The sequence below is a fragment of the uncultured Flavonifractor sp. genome, from assembly GCF_944385615.1.
GTDB lineage: Bacteria > Bacillota > Clostridia > Oscillospirales > Oscillospiraceae > Flavonifractor.
In genome coordinates this window covers 1-17,610 of sequence record NZ_CALWXV010000029.1, presented here as the reverse complement: position 1 = coordinate 17,610, position 17,610 = coordinate 1, and the positions used below count along the sequence as shown (strand labels likewise).

General features: G+C 62.3%; 14 protein-coding genes. 3 read left to right on the top strand and 11 right to left on the bottom strand.

Annotation, left to right across the window (positions count from 1 at the left end):
* Positions 1–19: 19 nt before the first annotated feature.
* The 7 genes from topA to Q0J75_RS08550 all read right to left on the bottom strand — a co-directional run bounded on the left by topA (position 20) and on the right by Q0J75_RS08550 (position 8,133).
* Entirely contained in the window at positions 20–2,377 is a 2,358-nt protein-coding gene (gene topA, locus Q0J75_RS08580; RefSeq protein WP_297199634.1) for a type I DNA topoisomerase, read from the bottom strand.
* Between the two features lie 15 nt (positions 2,378–2,392).
* Complete coding sequence (locus Q0J75_RS08575; protein WP_297199631.1) at positions 2,393–3,613, bottom strand: DNA-processing protein DprA; 1,221 nt, start codon at positions 3,611–3,613, stop codon at positions 2,393–2,395.
* A 26-nt stretch (positions 3,614–3,639) separates the two neighbouring features.
* A complete protein-coding gene (locus Q0J75_RS08570) occupies positions 3,640–4,410 on the bottom strand; it encodes a TrmH family RNA methyltransferase (RefSeq protein ID WP_297199628.1) in 771 nt (256 codons plus the stop codon).
* Position 4,411: 1 nt separating this feature from the next.
* Positions 4,412–5,065: a potassium channel family protein gene (locus Q0J75_RS08565; RefSeq protein ID WP_297199625.1), complete on the bottom strand. Its 654-nt coding sequence runs from the start codon at positions 5,063–5,065 to the stop codon at positions 4,412–4,414.
* Positions 5,066–5,169: 104 nt separating this feature from the next.
* On the bottom strand, positions 5,170–6,552 hold the full coding sequence (locus Q0J75_RS08560) for a TrkH family potassium uptake protein (RefSeq protein ID WP_297199621.1): 1,383 nt from the start codon (positions 6,550–6,552) through the stop codon (positions 5,170–5,172).
* Between the two features lie 385 nt (positions 6,553–6,937).
* Positions 6,938–7,810 carry a 4Fe-4S cluster-binding domain-containing protein gene (locus Q0J75_RS08555; RefSeq protein WP_297199618.1) on the bottom strand — a complete coding sequence of 291 codons (873 nt, stop codon included), beginning with the start codon at positions 7,808–7,810 and terminating at the stop codon, positions 6,938–6,940.
* Between the two features lie 110 nt (positions 7,811–7,920).
* Positions 7,921–8,133, bottom strand: a complete 213-nt coding sequence (locus Q0J75_RS08550) for a helix-turn-helix transcriptional regulator (protein ID WP_297199615.1) — start codon at positions 8,131–8,133, stop codon at positions 7,921–7,923.
* A gap of 78 nt (positions 8,134–8,211) precedes the next feature.
* Here Q0J75_RS08550 and Q0J75_RS08545 point away from each other — a divergent pair, with 78 nt between their 5' ends.
* The gene (locus tag Q0J75_RS08545) at positions 8,212–8,394 is read left to right on the top strand and encodes a hypothetical protein (protein WP_297199612.1); all 183 of its coding nucleotides are present in this window, start codon (positions 8,212–8,214) and stop codon (positions 8,392–8,394) included.
* On the opposite strand, the gene Q0J75_RS08540 is transcribed toward Q0J75_RS08545, so the two are convergent.
* Both Q0J75_RS08540 and mutY read right to left on the bottom strand, forming a co-directional pair.
* Complete coding sequence (locus Q0J75_RS08540) at positions 8,380–8,949, bottom strand: thymidine kinase (protein WP_297199600.1); 570 nt, start codon at positions 8,947–8,949, stop codon at positions 8,380–8,382. The two genes, Q0J75_RS08545 and Q0J75_RS08540, sit on opposite strands and share 15 nt — an antisense overlap.
* The gene (gene mutY, locus Q0J75_RS08535; RefSeq protein WP_297199597.1) at positions 8,919–9,989 is read right to left on the bottom strand and encodes an A/G-specific adenine glycosylase; all 1,071 of its coding nucleotides are present in this window, start codon (positions 9,987–9,989) and stop codon (positions 8,919–8,921) included. Before mutY ends, Q0J75_RS08540 begins: the two co-directional genes overlap by 31 nt.
* A 167-nt stretch (positions 9,990–10,156) precedes the next feature.
* Between mutY and Q0J75_RS08530 the strand changes: the two genes are divergently transcribed.
* On the top strand, positions 10,157–12,067 hold the full coding sequence (locus tag Q0J75_RS08530; RefSeq protein ID WP_297199594.1) for an FUSC family protein: 1,911 nt from the start codon (positions 10,157–10,159) through the stop codon (positions 12,065–12,067).
* A gap of 60 nt (positions 12,068–12,127) precedes the next feature.
* On the opposite strand, the gene Q0J75_RS08525 is transcribed toward Q0J75_RS08530, so the two are convergent.
* Together Q0J75_RS08525 and recG are read right to left on the bottom strand one after the other, a co-directional pair.
* A complete protein-coding gene (locus Q0J75_RS08525) occupies positions 12,128–12,511 on the bottom strand; it encodes a C-GCAxxG-C-C family protein (protein WP_297199591.1) in 384 nt (127 codons plus the stop codon).
* A 52-nt stretch (positions 12,512–12,563) separates the two neighbouring features.
* On the bottom strand, positions 12,564–14,645 hold the full coding sequence (gene recG / locus Q0J75_RS08520) for an ATP-dependent DNA helicase RecG (protein WP_297199588.1): 2,082 nt from the start codon (positions 14,643–14,645) through the stop codon (positions 12,564–12,566).
* Positions 14,646–15,085: 440 nt separating this feature from the next.
* Here recG and Q0J75_RS08515 point away from each other — a divergent pair.
* Positions 15,086–17,610, top strand: a 2,525-nt coding sequence (locus Q0J75_RS08515; protein ID WP_297199585.1) for a pyruvate carboxylase, incomplete at its 3' end; no start/stop codon positions are given.

The window sequence follows — 17,610 nt, the reverse complement described above, 5'->3', positions numbered from 1 at the left end:
CTTCACCGTAGGGGCCACCCTACGTTTCTTCTTCCTGCTTGGCGCGCTTCTTGGCGGTGGCGCTCTTTTTCGCCGTGGTTTTCTGCTCGGCGGTGGTCTTTTTGGTGGTAGTCTTCTTGGCGGCGGTGGTCTTTTTGGCTGTCGCCGCCTTCTTAGTGGTAGTTTTTTTGGCCGCCGTCTTCTTGGCGGGCTTCTTCTCCTCCTCGGGCGGCGCGCCCTCGGCGGGAGTCTCCGCCCCCTCGGTGGCAGTCTTTTTCTTGTAGCCCCGCTGGTCCTCCGGCAGGAAGTTAGGGCACTCGGGATTGATGCAGAAGGGCTTTTTGAAGCCCCGGCCCGATTTCTTGAACAGGGTGTGGCCGCACTCCGGGCAGTTGTCCTTGACCGGCACATCCCAGGTCATGAAGTCGCACTTGCGGGCCTCGTCTTTGTTGGAGTTGTTTTCACAGCCATAGTAGGCATAGCCCCGCTTGGAGGTCTTTTTCAAAATCTTGCCGCCGCACTTTGGGCACTTGCCCGGCATCTCAATGACGATGGGCTGGGTGTGGTCGCACTCCGGCCAGCCGGGGCAGGCCAGAAACCGGCCGAACCGGCCCGACTTGTACACCAGATTGCGCCCGCACTTGGGGCAGATCACGTCGGACACCTCATCAGGCACCTTGATGCGCTCCCCGTCCAGGTCCTGCTCGGCCTGCTGGAGCTCCTTTTCAAAGCCGCCGTAGAACTGGCTCAGCAGGCTCTTCCAGTCCACCTTGCCGGTCTCCACCTCGTCCAGCTGTTCCTCCATGTTGGCGGTGAAGGCGGTATCCACAATGTCGGTGAATTTGTCCTTCATCAGGCCGGTGACCACCTCCCCCAAAGGGGTGGGGCGCAGGTTCTTGCCCTCCTTCACCACATACTCCCGGTCCAGGATGGTGGAGATGGTGGGGGCGTAGGTGGAGGGGCGGCCAATGCCCTTTTCCTCCAGGGCCTTGATGAGGGTGGCCTCGGTATAGCGGCTGGGGGGCTGGGTGAAGTGCTGGTCGGGCTTCAAGCCCTTCAGCTCCAAATTCTCCCCCTCCTTCAGATCGGGCAGGGGGGACTGGAAGGCCTCTTCCTCCTCGTCCTTGCCCTCCACATACACGGCGGTATAGCCGGAGAACTTCAGGGAGGAGTGGGTGACCCGGAAGGTATACCCGGCGGATTCCACCTCGATGGATACGCTGTCATAGACGGCGGAGGCCATCTGACAGGCCAAAAACCGGCTCCAGATCAGCTTGTACAGCTTATACTGCTCGGCGGTGAGGGATTTTTTGATGTCGTCGGGGGTGAGGGCCACGTTGGAGGGCCGGATGGCCTCGTGGGCGTCCTGGGCCCCCGATTTGGTCTTGTACACCCGGGGCTTGCCGGGGTAGTAGTCCTCGCCGTAGCGGGAGAGAATAAACTCCCGGGCGGCGGCGGTGGCCTCGTCGGACAGGCGGAGGGAGTCGGTTCTCATGTAGGTGATGAGGCCCACGGTGCCCTCCCCCTCGATATCCACGCCCTCATAGAGCTGCTGGGCAATGGACATGGTACGCCGGGGGGTCATGTTCAGCTTGCGGCTGGCCTCCTGCTGGAGGGTGGAGGTGATGAAGGGGGGCGCGGGATTGCGCTGCTTATCCTGCCGCTTGACGTGCTTCACCGAGAAGGGGGCGCTCTGGACCGCCTGGGCCACAGCCTCCACCTCTTCCTGGCTGTTCAGCTCCATTTTCTTCTCCCGGCCATGGAAAGTGGCCTTGAACTGCCCCAGGTTGGGCAGGATGCGGGCCAGATCAGCCTCCAGGGACCAGTATTCCTGGGGCACAAAGGCTTTGATGTCGGCCTCCCGCTCGCACACCAGCCGGGTGGCCACCGACTGCACCCGCCCGGCGGACAGGCCCCGGCGGATCTTCTTCCACAGCAGGGGGGAGATCTGATAGCCCACGATACGGTCCAGCACCCGGCGGGCCTGCTGGGCGTTGACCAGGTCCATATCGATGGCCCGGGGGTGGGCGATGGAGTCGTTGACCACCTTTTTGGTGATCTCGTTAAAGGTCACCCGGTAGGTTTTGTCGTCTGGAATACCCAGCATTTCCTTTAAATGCCATGAAATGGCCTCACCTTCCCGGTCCGGGTCGGTGGCCAGAAAGACTTTGTCGCTCTTCTTGGCGGCCTTTTTCAGATCGTCAATGACCTCTTCCTTGCCCTTGATGGGCTGGTAGTCCAGGGAAAAGTCGTTGTCCACATCCACGCCCAGCTTGCTCTTGGGCAGGTCCCGGACGTGGCCCATAGAGGCCTTGACCTGATAGCCGGGCCCCAGATATTTGCCGATGGTCTTGGCCTTCGCCGGGGACTCGACGATCACCAGATTCGATTTTGCCACAATATGATACTCCTTTTATCCTTGTTCCTCAAAACGGACGGCGGCGGCAAACCGCCGGCCCGGTAATTCCTTCAGATAGCCCCCGGCCTGCAATAAGGTCAGGGCGGTATTCACCCGCCGGGCGGGTATTTCGGTCCGGCCCACGATATCGTCGGCGGAGAGGGGCTTTTCAGACAGCAGGAAGAAGATCTCCCGCTGTTCCTCCCCCATTTGTTCCAGTGCCCCGCGGGGAGCCAGGGGCAGCTCTTGCCCCGTCTGTTTCTCCTCTGGCTGGGGCTCCGGCGGCGGGGTGGGCACGGCGTCCAGCCGCTGGTCTGCTTCCTCCGCGCTCATGGCCTGGGGGCGGCACAGCTTATGGGGGAAACGTCCCTGATATTCACACAAAATATCCCCGGCAGTGCGCACCAGCTTGGCCTCTCCCTGGGCAATCAGGCGGTTGGTGCCGCCGCTCATGGGCGCGTCGGCCAGACCGGGCACCGCAAACACGTCCCGGCCCTGGTCCAAAGCAGCATGGGCGGTAATCAAGGTGCCGCAGGGGCCGTCGGCGGCCTCTACCGCCACCACCCCCAGGCACAGACCGCTGAGAATCCGGTTGCGTTGGGGAAAACGCCAGCCGTTGGGGGGCGTACCCGGAGGATTTTCCGACAAAATGGCCCCCCGGGCGGCTACATCCTCATAGAGCCAGGCGTTGCCGGGAGGATACACCACATCCACCCCGCTGGCCAGCACCGACACCGCCGGACCGCCGCCCTGCAAGGCCCCCTTCAACGAGGCCGCGTCAATGCCTTGGGCCAGGCCGGACACCACCAGAGCCCCCGCCCGGGACAGCCCCAAGGCGATACGCCCCGCCATTTTGACGCCGTAGGGGGTACACCTTCTGGCCCCCACCATGGCGACGGCTACCTCTTCATCAAAGCGGAAGAGCCTGCCCTTGCCGTAGAGTACCAGCGGGTAGTCGGCCAGCTGAAGCAGCCGCTCGGGATAGGCGCCATCCTGACAGCTGAGGAGAAAGATCCCCAGCCGGTCGCAGTTCTCCAAAATCCGCTGGACCGAATCCAGGGATTTATCGCACAGGGAGCGCTTGGCCTCCCCATTCAGGGGCAGGGGGTCAAACTCCTCCCGCTGGGCAAAGTAGACCCGCTCGGCACTGCCGAACTGCTCCAGCAGCTCCACCTGTCCCCGGTGGGTGAGCCCTCGCCGGGTGGTGATCCACAGTAAATATTGGATGCCCGCCACGGCGGCGCCTCCTTTCTGTCCCTCTTTTACAGGGTTCGCCAGCCCTCCCACAGCACCACCGACGCCGCCACGGCGGCGTTGAGAGACTCACAGCGGGAGCGCATAGGGATTTTCAAGGTGAGGGCGCAGGCGTCCAGCACCGGCCGGGACACACCCCTGCCCTCGCTGCCGATGACCACGGCGGCCCGGCTCAAATCGGCCTGCCGCACATCGGCGGTATGGTCGCTGAGGGCGGTGGCATAGAGGGGAAGCTCCGCCTCTTTGAGCAACGCCGTCAGCTGTTCCAGGTCTGTCTCCCACACCGGCAGGCGGAAGCAGGCCCCCATGGTGGAGCGCACTGTCTTGGGGGAAAAGGGCTCGGCGCAGCCGGGCAGCAGAAAGATGCCGTCCGCCCCAAAAGCGTCGGCGGTGCGCCATACAGTACCCACGTTGCCCGGGTCCTGCACCCCGTCCAGCACCAGATAGCGGCCGGGGGTCAGTTCCTTGGGCGGCGTCAGCGCCGGGGTGGCGCAAACCGCCAGCATCCCCTGTGGGGTGTCCACTGTGGACACCGACTTGAGCACGTCTGCGGGGACCTCCACCAGGCGGACCCCGGCGGGCAGGCCCTCCGGCGGACAGATCCCCTCCGCCACCACCAGGGTCTCCACCCCGGCCTGCCAGTGGATGGCCTCCTCCACCAGTTTGGCCCCCTCGCAGAGAAAGGCCCCCTCCTGCCGCCGGGTCTTTTTCTCGCTGCCCAATTTCTTCAGCCGGACCATCAGGGGGTTCTGGCGGCTGGTGATTCGTTCCAATTCCATCTTACAGATCCTGCAGCCGGTTCACGTCCTCGGTGCGGCCCAGGGCCACCACCGCATCGCCCGGCTCCATGATGGTGCTGGGGCCGGGCGTGACGTTAAAGTCCTCTTCCCCTTTTTTCCGCACGGCGATGATGTTCACTTTGTAGCGGGCCCGCACATCCAACTCGATCAGGTTTTTCCCATACCACTCCTTGGGTACAGTGGTCTCCACGATGCCCACATCCTCGCTGAGCTCGATGAAGTTGAGCACATTGGAGCTGGACAGGCCCTGGGCCAGCTTGACCCCCATTTCGTGCTCGGGGAACACCACCCGGTCGGCGCCGATCTTCTCCAGCACCTTCCGGTGGACATGGCTCTGGGCCTTGCAGATGACCTGCCGCACACCCAGTTCTTTCAGATTGAGGGTGATAAGGGCGGAGGTGCCCACGTCCACCCCCACCGCCACCACAGCGCAGTCGTAGTTGCGCACACCCAGGGCCCGGAGCACCGCCGGGTCTCTGGCATCGCCGGTCACGGCGTGGGTGACCTTATCGGCCACCTTCTGTACATTTTCCTCGGAGTCGTCCAGGGCCAGCACCTCGTGGCCCAGAGAGCTGAGCTCGGTGGCCACGGCGCTGCCAAACCGGCCCAGGCCGATGACAACAAAGGTTTTCATGGCAAATACACGTCCTTCCAGGGCAGCGATTCACACGCAGTTTGTCAAAGCTTTTTACAAAGAAGCCTCGCAGAGTTCCGCCGCCCGCAGGCGGCGGAATACAATCATCCGATCATTACATTCATGTCTGGGTATTTGATCTTGGCCGGGTAGCGGCCCCGGGTCATAAAGGCAATGGAGAAGGAGAGCACGCCCACACGGCCCGTATACATCAGCAGAATAATGAGGGTCTGGGAGAAAGGGGTCAGGCCAGGGGTGATGCCGGTGGTCAGGCCCACGGTACCCATGGCGGAGGCCACCTCAAAAGCGCAGTCCAGATAGGGCAGGCCCTCCACCGTGGAAATGGCCATGGAGCCCACCAGGAAGAGGAAAAGCATCACCAGGGCCAGGGTCATGGCGTTGAGCACCCGGCGGAAGGGGATAGTGCGGCCCCGGAAGGTGACCTGCTCCCGGCCGGTAAGACCGGAGCGGAGGGCCAGCAGCAGCACCGCCACCGTGGCGGTCTTGAGGCCGCCGGCGGTAGAGCCGGAGGAGCCGCCGATGAGCATTAAAATAGAGGAAAAGGCCTTGCTGGTGTCGCTAAGCCCCCCCTGGCCGATGGCGTCAAAGCCTGCGGTACGCAGGGTCACCGATTGGAAAAAGGCGTTGAGCACCTTCTTCCACACCGGCATGTCCCCCAGGGTGGCGGGATTGGCCCACTCCTCCACCAGGAAGAACAAAGCTCCGCCCACAATGAGCGTGCCGGTGAGGATCAGCACCATTTTACTATAAACAGACAGCTTTTTCCAGCACCGTTTTTCCCAAATATCCTCCCAGACAAAAAAGCCCAGGCCGCCTACCGCAATGAGCACCGCGATGGTACCCAGCACCAGAGGGTCGTCCTGCAAGCCCGCCAGGCTGGAAAAAGCGCCATATTTTCCGCCCAGCAGGTCAAAGCCCGCGTTGCAGAAGGCAGAGACGGCGTGAAAAATCCCCCGCCAGACGCCGCCCAAAATACCAAAACGGGGAATCATGGCGATACTCAGCAGCACCGCCCCCGCGCCCTCCATCAAAAAGGTGCCCATCAGAGCGTGGCGCACCACCCGGACCACTCCGTCCAGGTCGTTGAGGTTGAAGGTGGACACCATAATAAGCCGCTCAGACAGGCCGATCCGCCGGCGCAGAGCGAAGGACACCAGGGTAATGACCGTCATAAAGCCCAGGCCGCCCAGCTGGATCATGGCCAGAATGACCACCTGCCCAAACAGAGACCACTGCATCCAGGTATCCACCAGGATCAACCCGGTGACACAGGTGGAGGAGGTGGCGGTAAACAGGGCGGTAAAAAAGCCGGCGCTCTGCCCGTCCCGGGAGGCGATGGGCAGGGTGAGCAGCAAGGCCCCCACCAGGATAATAACGGCAAAGGAACCGGCCACAATACGGGTGGCGTTGAGGCTCCGGTTGCGGATAAACACATCCCGGAGCCAAAGGGCAAATCTTCTAATCACAGCGGGACCTCCCCGGCAGCCCGTATCCTTCAGGGACAGGCTGATTGATGCAGAAAAGCATACCGAAGGAAGGGCCTTCCTCCGGTATGCCCGTCTCGTTTTCTTGGGGAACCCGGCCCTTCCGGTCCGGTTCCGGACCGCGTCCCTCCGCGGCAAAGTATATCTGATGCAGCACACCAGGGTACATATCCGTTCCTCTTCTTTCGGCGCTTTCTCCGGGGCACATCCCCCGTAGAATCGTACAAAGGTAACTATAGCATACCCGCCTAAGATATTCAAGTCAACGATTTTTATCCTTCACCCATGAATTTCTTACCTTATATATAAAAGCAAATGACCCTTTTCCGGCGCTCTCCTGCAAGTTCAACAGATTTTTCCACCTCTCTTACACCCCGGTGAGGTCAAAGGGAGGGATATAGTCGGCCTGGGCGGCCTCGGCCCCCTGGGTAAAGCCCTCCAGCCCCAGGTCGGCCATATACCCCTCCGCCGCCCGGATCTCTGAGGGGCGCAGCCGCCGGTTCAGCTCGGGGTACTCCGCCGCCCGTCCCCAGGGGATATACTGGCTCATCAGGGAAAAGAGCACCTGTCCCGGCTGGAAGGTCTCCGCAACCCAGTCCATCACCCGCTTGGCCTCGGCCAGTTTGCCCGGCAGAAGCAAGTGACGGATGATTACGCCTCGTTTTAACAATCCGTCCTCATAACGATATGGCCCGGTCTGGCGGACCATTTCCACAATAGCGGCCTCCGCCGCCTGGGGGTAGTCCGCCGCATCGGCATACCGGGCGGCATAGTCGGCGGTACGGTATTTGTAGTCGGGCAGATAGATGTCCACCTTGCCCTCCAGAGCCCGCAAAGTCTCCACCCGGTCATAGCCCCCCGAGTTCCACACCACCGGCACCGGCAGGGGCTGTTCCAAAGCCTGGGCTACCACATGGGCGTAGTGGGTGGGATTGACCAGATTGATGTTGTGGGCCCCCTGGGCGATAAGCTCCCCAAAAATGGCCCGCAGCCGGTCTATGGTCACCGGCTTTCCAAAATCCCGGTGGCTGATCTGCTCATTCTGGCAGAACACACACCCCAAAGAGCAGCCGGAAAAAAACACGGTGCCCGAGCCCCTGGTCCCCGAGATGGGGGGTTCCTCCCACAAATGGAGGGCTGCCCGGGCCACCACCGGGGCCTCCGGCATCCGGCAGCGGCCGTTCCCCTGGGTCTGGGTGCGCAGGGCTCCGCACTGACGGGGGCAGAGATTGCAGATCATGTCCTATCGTTCCTTTCTCTTGATCTTCTCTGGGCAGAGCGGGCAATTGATTATCGCCCCTACGGCATTTTATAGATGCGGCGTAGAGGCGGCTATCAGCCGCCCGCCGTCTACCGCCACACCTCCCGCCGCTGGGTGCGGCCCATGAGCCAGTCCACCGAGACCTCATAAAAATCCGCAATACGGAGCAATGTTTCATACTTGGGCAACCGCCCCAGTTCTAAATCCTGATAGCCCCGGGTGGAGAGCCCCACTTCCAGCGCCACATCAGCCTGGGTCAGACCTCGTTCTGCCCGCAACTGCCGAATTCGTTCTTCAAACATGGTTCTCCCCCTTGACACACAGTTTACTTCGTGTTACATTTAAGATACACAGTTCACTTCGTATCAGGAGGTGTTATGATGTCCCTGTACCTGGAACTGCTCTATGAGTATTTTGTGGGCCCGCCCCGGCCCGATCTGTGGCCGGAGGAATTGCAAAACAGCCCCACCGCCGGACACGGCCTGTATTCCTTTGAACAAGGGATGCGGCTGGGGCTGTCGCTGGCGGTGGAATGCTTCGGCCCCGACTTACTTGGGCCCTAAATTGCCCTCTTTCCAGTGCTTGCGGCACAGACCGATATACTTATCGTTGGCTCCCAGCACCACCTGTTCCCCTTCCTTGAGGACGTGGCCGCTCTCGTCAAACCGGGCGTTGCACAGGGCTTTCTTGCCGCACCAGCAGATGGTCTTGACCTCCTCGATGACGTCGGCGGTGGCCAGCAGCTCCGCCGAGCCGGGGAACAGGTCCCCCTTGAAGTCAGCCCTGAGTCCGTAGCAGATCACCGGGATGTTCCAGTCGTCCACCAGATCGGTGAGGTAGCGCACCTCGTCCCGGCTCAAAAACTGGGCCTCGTCCACAATGATGCAGGCGTAGGGCTTGAGCTGCCGGGGAGTCATGGCCATCAGTTCGGAAAAATAGATGCAGTCGTGGCTCAGTCCCGCCCGGGAGGCCACGAACCGGGCCCCGTCCCGCTGGTCGATGGCGGGCTTCACCAGCAGGGCGTCCTGGCCCCGCTCCTCATAGTTGTAGCGCACCATCAGGGCGTTTGCCGTCTTGCTGGAGCCCATCACTCCATACCGGAAATACAGCTTTGCCATGGTTCCTCTCCTTTTCCTGTCAGCCGCCCCTCCACCGCGGGCCGGAAAGCCTGAAAGGCGTTGGGTACGGCGTAGTCGTGATTCAATTCCTCCAAGCTGGCCCACACCCAGCCGTCGGGCAGGGTGTCCGAGGCGGCCTGGACCAGCAGGGCCTTCATGTGCCACTCGATATGGGTAAAAATGTGCTTGCCCACAGGGCCACGCTCCAGAGAGAGGGCCTCCACCGGGCAGGGGGCGGGGGTGAGCTCGTTGGGGTACTCCCACAGCCCAGCCAGCAGGCCCCGGCCCTTCCGCCGCCGGAGGGCCACGGAAGAGCCGTAAAAAATCAGGAAAACCGTCCGCTCCTCCACCCGCCGGGCCTTTTTAGCGGGCTTCACCGGCAGTTCTCCGGTGCGCTCAGTCAGCCGGGCCGCACAGAATTCCTTTGCCGGACACTGGTCGCACAGAGGCGCCCCGTTGGGCAGGCACACGGTAGCCCCCAGCTCCATGAGGGCCTGGTTAAAGTCCCCCGGAGCCTCCACCGGCATGACTTGTTTCAGGGCCACGCCCATCCGGGCCTTGGTGTCCAGCCTTGTGATGTCGCTCCCGTCCCCGGTGACGCGGGCCACCACCCGCAGCACGTTTCCGTCCACCGCCGGTTCCGGCAGGCCGAAAGCGATGGAGGCAATGGCCCCGGCGGTATAGTCCCCCACGCCGGACAGGCTGTGAATGGCCTCGTAAGTGCTGGGAAACACCCCGTCGTAGTCCTCCATGATCTGGCGGGCCGCCTTTTGCAGGTTGCGGGCCCGGTTGTAATACCCCAATCCCTGCCACAGCTTCATCAGCCTGTCCTCCTCCACCGCCGCCAGATCGGCCACGGTGGGCAGGGCCTCCAGGAAACGGCGGTAGTAGTCCAGCACCGCCGCCACCCGGGTCTGCTGGAGCATGATCTCGCTGATCCACACGTGGTATGGGGTGGGATCGCTGCGCCAGGGGAGCACCCGGGCGTTTTCCCGATACCATTGCAGCAGCGGGATGGGGAGCTGTTCCAAGGAATCCAAAGATATACCTCCAGTTTGTTTTGTCCCGCCTATTATATAATGGGCGCTTTTCTTTTGCAATTCTCTAAATTTTTCGCCGCCTCTTGCGCTTACCTGCCGTCGGCCGATATAATAGAGCTATGCAAACAGTTAGATAGGTAATCAATTCCAGCGGGAGGTGAGCTGTCATGGGGGCGCTGACAAAGGTAAAGGGCTTTGGGAGCCTGTTCTGGAAGCGGTGGAAAGGGGCCTCTTCCACCATCGTATTTTATCTCATTCAGTTCCTGCTGGTGCTGTGGCTGTTCGGTGCCGACTATGCCATGGTGGTCTCCGGCTCCACCACCCTGTTCCAGATCCGGCGGCGGGAGCCCAACCGGCTGGAAGATTACTTATCCATGGTCCTCATGTCTCTGGTGCTCTGCCTGCTGGCCTTCGCGGCGGGGCTCAATGTGTGGCTGTGCGCCCTGCTGAACTTCGGGGTACTCTTTGCCCTGGTGATCTGGAAGTGCAGCCAGTTCACCCCCAAGGGACATTTGGGCTACGCCATGACCTTCGTCTTTCTGGAGCTGCGCCCCCTGGCCCCGGAGCAGCTGCCCACCCAGCTGGCGGCGGTTGCCTTCTGCGCTCTGCTGCTGGTGGTGGCGCTTATCATCCACGCCCGGGCGGCCAACATTACCGCCGACCCGGCGGGACAGATCACCCGCAGCCTGGACCGGCTGGCCGTCCTGCTGGACGGGCTGGCCAAGGGGGAGCAGGACCAGGCAGCGGCCCAGGAGCTGTACGAGCTGGCCCGCACCTTCCACCGGCAGGGCTATGGCCAGCAGGGGCTGCTCTACCTGCCCGACCGGCAGAAGCGGTTTTACCACCTCTTTGCCCTGCTCTTCCAGCGGGCCTCCTATCTGCTGGCCGACGACGCCGCCTGGCAGGAGGCCAAGGCCACCCCGGCCTTCGCACAAAGCATGAGCACCCTGGCGGAGATGGTGCGGCAGCTTCAGAAGGCATGGGAGCCCGCCGGCAGGCAGCGGCTGGCCCGCCGCCTCCAGGCCCTGCTGGACCACACTGATCTGCCCCAGGGACGGCTGCGCATCTTTTACCGCAGCGTGCTCCACACCCTTTTGCTGCTGTGCCGGGAGTCCTTTCACGCCCAACACTCCCCCCTATTCCGCCGGGTGCCCTGGCGGGCGGTGGGCCGGGGCCTGCGTCAGAGGCTCTCCCCAGCCCGGTTTGAGTTCCGCTTTGCCCTGCGGCTGGCGGTGGTCATGACCTTCAGCTGTACCGTCAGCTACCTGTGGGAGTTTGAGCACACCTACTGGTTTCCCCTCCACGCCTTTCTGCTCCTCCAGCCCAGCTATGAGGAAAGCGCCCACCGGATGGTCACCCGGCCCATCGGCACCGCCATCGGCTGTCTGCTGGTCCATCTGGCCTATCCCTGGCTGCCCGGCCTGCCTGGGGTCTTCCTGTTCTCCCTGGTGATGATCTCCCTGATGTACTGCTGTACCCCTGGCACCTGGGTACAGCCCATCTTCTCCACCTCCTTTGCCCTCACCATGGCTACCCTCACCATCCAGACCTATGAGGCCATCTGGCTGCGGCTGTTCTATCTGGCCGTGGCGGTGGCTCTGGTGCTGGTGGTCAACACCTACCTGCTGCCCAGCCGGAAGGAGCCCCAGTTCCGCCGGAACCTTCAGGAGCTCTACCGGCTTCAGGCAGAGTATTGGGCGGTGATCCGCCGCAGCCTGAGCAAGCCGGTGGACCCCGGCCTGTTTGGCGAGCTGCTGGCCCAGTTCCACATGGTGTATCATGAGGCCGCTCAGTTTGCCGCCCAGCTGCCGGAAGCCCAGCGGGAGTACCACCACCGCCGGCTGGTGATCCTGTGGAATATGTTCTCCGAGCTGGAGCAGACCGAAAGCCTGATCCAAATTGGAGCGGTGACCCCGGAGGAGGGAACCGCTTTGGAGGGTGTGTCCGCCGCCCTGGAAAAACGGGTCTGTCCGCTGACCAGTATGGCGGACGTGGACCTGAACAAGCTGCCCAAGGGAGAGCTGTACTACGTCATTCACCGCTACCTAGAAAACGCCGGACAATTGGTTCAGTCATAACGATGCATGACAAGGCCCGGCCTGTGAATCAATACAGGCCGGGCCTTTCTATCCAATATTTTATTCCGCCAGCAGTTCTTCCAGCAGCTCCACCGCCTCATACACCATCCGGTCGCAGTGGGGCTTGCGGGCCTCTCCCCGCTCCGCCGCCAGGCGCAGCAGGTTGGCGCAGTCCAGCACCTGGTTGTGATCCCGGAACCGGCGCATCAGCTCGGCGGCGGCATCGTTTCCCTTGCCCGCCAGACCCAGCGCCATCAGAGCGCCGGTCACCGCCCCGCAGGTGGAGCCGTGCTTCATGCCCGCTCCAAAATGGGCCCCCAGCTGGTAGGCCGCCTCCTCGGTCAGGCCGCAGGCCTCGCAAAAGGGCACCAGCACCGACTGGCAGCAGTTGAAGTGGATATCGGTCCGGGCCCGCAGGGCCTGTGTCTGTTCCATTCTGTTCATGTTCTCTTGTCAACTTCCTTTTCAAAAATCAGATCCATCTGCACACTGTTTGTTAATTGAACATATCTCCATGGTCGGAGAAGAGCTGCCGCACCCTGGCCAGCAGCCTGGCGTGCTCCGGCCGGGTCAGTCCCGGGTCGGCTCGGAGCAGCGCCTCGGCGGCGGTCTGGGCCTCCTTCAGCACCCGCATATCCCCCGCCAGATCGGCAATACCCAACTGGGGCAGGCCGTGCTGCCGGGAGCCGAAAAAGTCGCCGGGCCCCCGGAGGCGCAGGTCCTCCTCCGCGATTTTAAACCCATCGTTGGTTTTTGACAAGACCCGCAGCCGCTCCCGGCTATCCTGGCTGCGGGTGGCGGTCACCAGCACGCAGTAGGACTGGTGCTTGCCCCGGCCCACCCGGCCCCGGAGCTGGTGGAGCTGGCTGAGGCCGAACCGGTCGGCGTTTTCCACGATCATCAATGCGGCATTCGGCACGTCCACCCCTACCTCGATGACGGTGGTGGAAACCAGCACATCCAGTTCCCCGGCGGCAAAGGCGGTCATAACGGCATCTTTCTCTTTGCTCTTCATTTTTCCATGGACCAGCCCCACCCGCAGGTCGGGAAAGACCTGGGTCTGGAGGGTTTCAGCATAGGTGACGGCGGCTTTCAGAGGGATGGCGGCAGATGGGTTTTCCGCTCCATCGCTCTCCCCCTCCTCTACGGCGGGGCATACGATATAGGCCTGCCGGCCCTCCCCCACCAGCTTGCGGACAAAGTTGTACATCCGCTGGCGCTTGTCCTCCCCCACCACAAAGGTGTCCACCGGACTGCGGCCGGGGGGCAGCTCATCCACCACCGACACGTCCAGATCGCCGTAGATGATGAGGGCCAAGGTACGGGGAATGGGGGTGGCCGACATGACCAGCACATGGGGCGGCGTCTTCGCCTTGGCCGACAGGGCTGCCCGCTGGGCCACGCCGAACCGGTGCTGCTCGTCGGTGACCAGCAGCCCCAGCCTGGCAAAGTGTACCCCTTCAGAGAGGAGGGCGTGGGTACCGATGACCAGGTCCATCGTCCCCGTCTCCAAAGCGGCGTACAGCTCCTTTCTGGACTTCCCCTTCACCGCCCCGGTCAGCAGTCCCACCCGTACCCCCGCCTTAGCCAGCAGGGGGGCAAGGGTACGGAAATGCTGCTCGGCCAGCAGCTCGGTGGGGGCCATCAGGGCGCATTGATATCCGTTTCGGGCCGCCAGCCAGGCCCCATAGGCCGCCAGCATGGTCTTGCCCGAGCCCACGTCTCCCTGGACCAGCCGGTTCATGGGAGCGCCGGCGGAGAAATCCGCGGCCATCTCGGCCATCACCCGCCGCTGGGCTCCGGTAAGGGAAAAGGGCAGCAGCTTGAAAAAGTCCTCCTCCGGCGGCAGACGGAAGGTGAGTCCCGCCGCCTTGTCCCGCCGGGTGCGCAGCAGCGCCATGCCGCAGGTGAGGTAAAACAGCTCCTCAAAGATGAGCCGCCGCCGAGCCACCGCCAGGGCCTCCTCGTCGGTGGGAAAGTGGACGTTGCGGACGGCAAACTCTGCCTCCGCCAGGTTGTGCTCCTGCCGCAGGTCCTGAGGGAGAGATTCCTCTACCTGACCGGCACACTCCTCCACACACCGGAGGGTAAGACCCGCCAGCAGATTGTTGGACACCCCGTGGGTGAGGGCGTACACCGGCAGGATGCGCCCAGTAAAGCGCACCTTGTCGGCCCGCTCGCACACCGGGTTGGTCATCTGCCGCCGGTTGCCCTGGCCCTCCACCCCGCCGAAGCAGACGTAAGTTTCCCCCGTCCGCAGGGCATCCTTTAGGTATCCCTGATTAAAGAATGTGGCGGTGATGCTGCCGGTGTCGTCCACCAGCCGCACCTTTACCAGCTCCAGCCCTCTGCGGATGCGGGAGAGCCGGGGAGGCTCTGCCACCATCAGGGTCAGGCATACCGGCACTCCTTCCGGGGCCTCTGCCACGGCGGCGCTCTTTCGCCGGTCCTCGTAGTCCCGGGGATAGTAGCCTAACAGATCGGATACGGTGAACAGCCCCAGCCTTGCCAGGGCTTTGGCCCGGGCCGGACCCACTCCGGGCAGGGCCTCCACCCCGGTCTTCAGCGTCAGCGACATATTCTCACCTCTTTTGCATCATCTGGTATAGAACCAGGTCATCAAAATCCTCCAGAATACTTGCTTCGGAGGGAAAGATAGTGTGAAAGAAAACCGTCAGGGTTGTCTTTCGCATCCAATCAAAAGCTTTTTAAAACTTATACAAAGTTTTAAAAAGCCACTCAGCATATCAAAAAGGCTTTTTGATATGCTGAGTGTAGCATATTTCCTATTTCCCGGCAAGCGTCCCCTGAGTTTCCTGTAGTTCCCGCCAAGATTTGCAATTTTGCAGAAAAATGATTGCAAATACTTTAGCGTATCAGATATAATGTCCTTACTGCTTATATTATCATAAGGATTGTGCCCGGCGGTATGCCGGGCGGACACCCCCGGCACGAAGGAGTGACCGGGGATTGCTTGCAGAATAAGGCATATTATACCAGTCAGAAAGGAAGGACAGCATGGCGGAATGTAAGTTCAACAAGGTCCTGGTGGCAAACCGGGGCGAGATCGCCATCCGGGTGTTCCGGGCCTGCTACGACCTGGGCCTGCACACGGTGGCAATGTATTCCAACGAAGACACCTTCGCCCTCTTCCGCACCAAGGCGGATGAGGCCTACCTCATCGGCGAAAACAAGTCCCCCCTGGGGGCCTATCTGGACATCCCCTCCATCATCGACCTGGCCAAGCGCCGCAACGTGGACGCCATCCACCCCGGCTACGGCTTTTTGAGTGAGAACGCCGACTTTGCCAAGGCCTGTGAGGACGCGGGCATCACCTTCATCGGCCCCTCCTCCACCATTCTGGGCCAGATGGGCGACAAGCTCACCGCCAAGGCCATTGCCAAGGCCTGCAACGTGCCCACCATCCCCGGCTCCGAGGAACCCCTAAAGAACGGAGAGGAGGCCTTGGAGAAAGCCATCTCCTACGGTTTCCCCATCATCCTCAAGGCGGCCGGCGGCGGCGGCGGCCGCGGTATGCGCCGCTGTGACAAGCCGGAGGAGGTCATCCCCGCCTTCAATCTGGTGAAGAGCGAGGCCAAGAAGGCCTTCGGCAACGAGGACATCTTTATTGAAAAGTACCTGGTGGAGCCCAAGCACATTGAGGTGCAGATCCTGGGCGACAAATACGGCAATGTGGTCCACCTCTTTGAGCGTGACTGCTCTCTCCAGCGCCGCTATCAGAAAGTGGTGGAGTTCGCCCCCGCCTTCAGCGTGCCTGAGGCCACCCGGCAGAAGCTGTACGAGGACGCCGTCAAGGTAGCCAAACACGTGGGCTATGTCTCCGCCGGTACGGTGGAGTTCCTGGTGGACAAGGATGGCAGCCACTACTTTATCGAGATGAACCCCCGTATCCAGGTGGAGCACACCGTCACTGAAATGGTCACCGGCGTGGACCTGGTGCGGGCCCAGATCCTCATCGCCGAGGGCCACCCTCTGTCCACTCCGGCCATCGGCATCCCCAGCCAGGATGCCGTCCACCTCAGCGGCTACGCCCTCCAGTGCCGGGTGACCACTGAGGACCCGGCCAACAACTTCGCCCCCGACACCGGCAAGATCACCGCCTACCGCTCCGGCGGCGGCTTCGGCGTCCGTCTGGACGGCGGCAATGCCTACACCGGCGCTGAGATCTCTCCCTATTACGACTCTCTGCTGGTCAAGGTCACCTCCTGGGACAACACCTTTGAGGGCGTCTGCCGCAAGGCCATGCGGGCCATCAGCGAGGAGCATGTCCGGGGTGTCAAGACCAACATTCCCTTTGTTACCAACATTCTGGCCCACCCCACCTTCCAGGCGGGCAAGTGCCACACCAAGTTTATTGACGAGACCCCCGAACTCTTCGACATCGACACCGGACGGGACCGGGCCACCAAGTTGCTCAAGTATATCGCCCAGATCCAGGTGGATTCCCCCTCCGCCGAGCGGCAGCAGCTGGATATCCCCCGCTTCCCGCCCTATGAGAACACCCCGCCCAAATGTACCGGCCTGAAGCAGCTGCTGGACAGCAAGGGCCCCGAGGCGGTGCGGGACTGGGTGCTGGACCAGAAAAAGCTGCTCATCACCGACACCACCATGCGGGACGCCCACCAGTCCCTGCTGTCCACTCGGGTACGCACCCGGGATATGCTGAAGGGGGCGGAGGGCACCGCTGAGATCCTCAACGACTGCTTCTCCCTGGAGATGTGGGGCGGCGCTACCTTCGACGTGGCCTACCGGTTCCTCCACGAGTCCCCCTGGGAGCGGCTGCGGCTGCTGCGGGAGAAGATCCCCAATATCCCCTTCCAGATGCTGCTGCGGGGCGCCAACGCCGTGGGCTACACCAACTACCCCGACAACCTGATCCGGGCCTTTATCAAGGAGGCCTGCATCGGCGGCATCGATGTGTTCCGCATCTTCGATTCCCTGAACTGGATCCCCGGTATGGAAGTGGCCATGGACGAGGTGCTCAAGCAGGGCAAGCTGTGCGAGGCCACCATCTGCTACACCGGCGACATCCTGGACCAGCGCCGGGATAAATATACCCTCCAGTACTATGTCGATATGGCCAAGGAGCTGGAGAAGCGGGGGGCCCACCTACTGTGCATCAAGGATATGTCCGGCCTGCTGAAGCCCTACGCCGCCAAGAAGCTGGTGTCCACTCTGAAGCAGGAGATCGGCATCCCCATCCACCTGCACACCCACGACACCTCGGGCAACCAGGTGGCCGCCTACCTGATGGCCGCCGAGGCCGGGGTGGACATTGTGGACTGCGCCATCGACTCCATGTCTTCCATGACCAGCCAGCCCTCCATGAACGCGGTGGTGGCCGCCCTCCACGGCCAGGAGCGGGACACCGGTCTGGACAGCGAAAAGCTGCAAAAGCTGTCGGACTACTGGGCCGACGTGCGCCTGCGCTACAGCAAGTTTGAAGCGGGCATCAAGAACCCCTCCACCGACATCTACCGCTACGAGATGCCTGGCGGCCAGTACACCAACCTGAAGAGCCA

Bases quoted from the DNA above. Each gene is read 5' to 3' on its own strand.
- Q0J75_RS08570 (WP_297199628.1), bottom strand. From the start codon at position 4,410: ATGGAATTGGAACGAATCACCAGCCGCCAGAACCCCCTGATGGTCCGG.
- Q0J75_RS08565 (WP_297199625.1), bottom strand. From the start codon at position 5,065: ATGAAAACCTTTGTTGTCATCGGCCTGGGCCGGTTTGGCAGCGCCGTG.
- Q0J75_RS08555 (WP_297199618.1), bottom strand. From the start codon at position 7,810: ATGATCTGCAATCTCTGCCCCCGTCAGTGCGGAGCCCTGCGCACCCAG.
- Q0J75_RS08550 (WP_297199615.1), bottom strand. From the start codon at position 8,133: ATGTTTGAAGAACGAATTCGGCAGTTGCGGGCAGAACGAGGTCTGACC.
- Q0J75_RS08545 (WP_297199612.1), top strand. From the start codon at position 8,212: ATGTCCCTGTACCTGGAACTGCTCTATGAGTATTTTGTGGGCCCGCCC.
- Q0J75_RS08540 (WP_297199600.1), bottom strand. From the start codon at position 8,949: ATGGCAAAGCTGTATTTCCGGTATGGAGTGATGGGCTCCAGCAAGACG.
- Q0J75_RS08530 (WP_297199594.1), top strand. From the start codon at position 10,157: ATGGGGGCGCTGACAAAGGTAAAGGGCTTTGGGAGCCTGTTCTGGAAG.
- Q0J75_RS08525 (WP_297199591.1), bottom strand. From the start codon at position 12,511: ATGAACAGAATGGAACAGACACAGGCCCTGCGGGCCCGGACCGATATC.
- recG (WP_297199588.1), bottom strand. From the start codon at position 14,645: ATGTCGCTGACGCTGAAGACCGGGGTGGAGGCCCTGCCCGGAGTGGGT.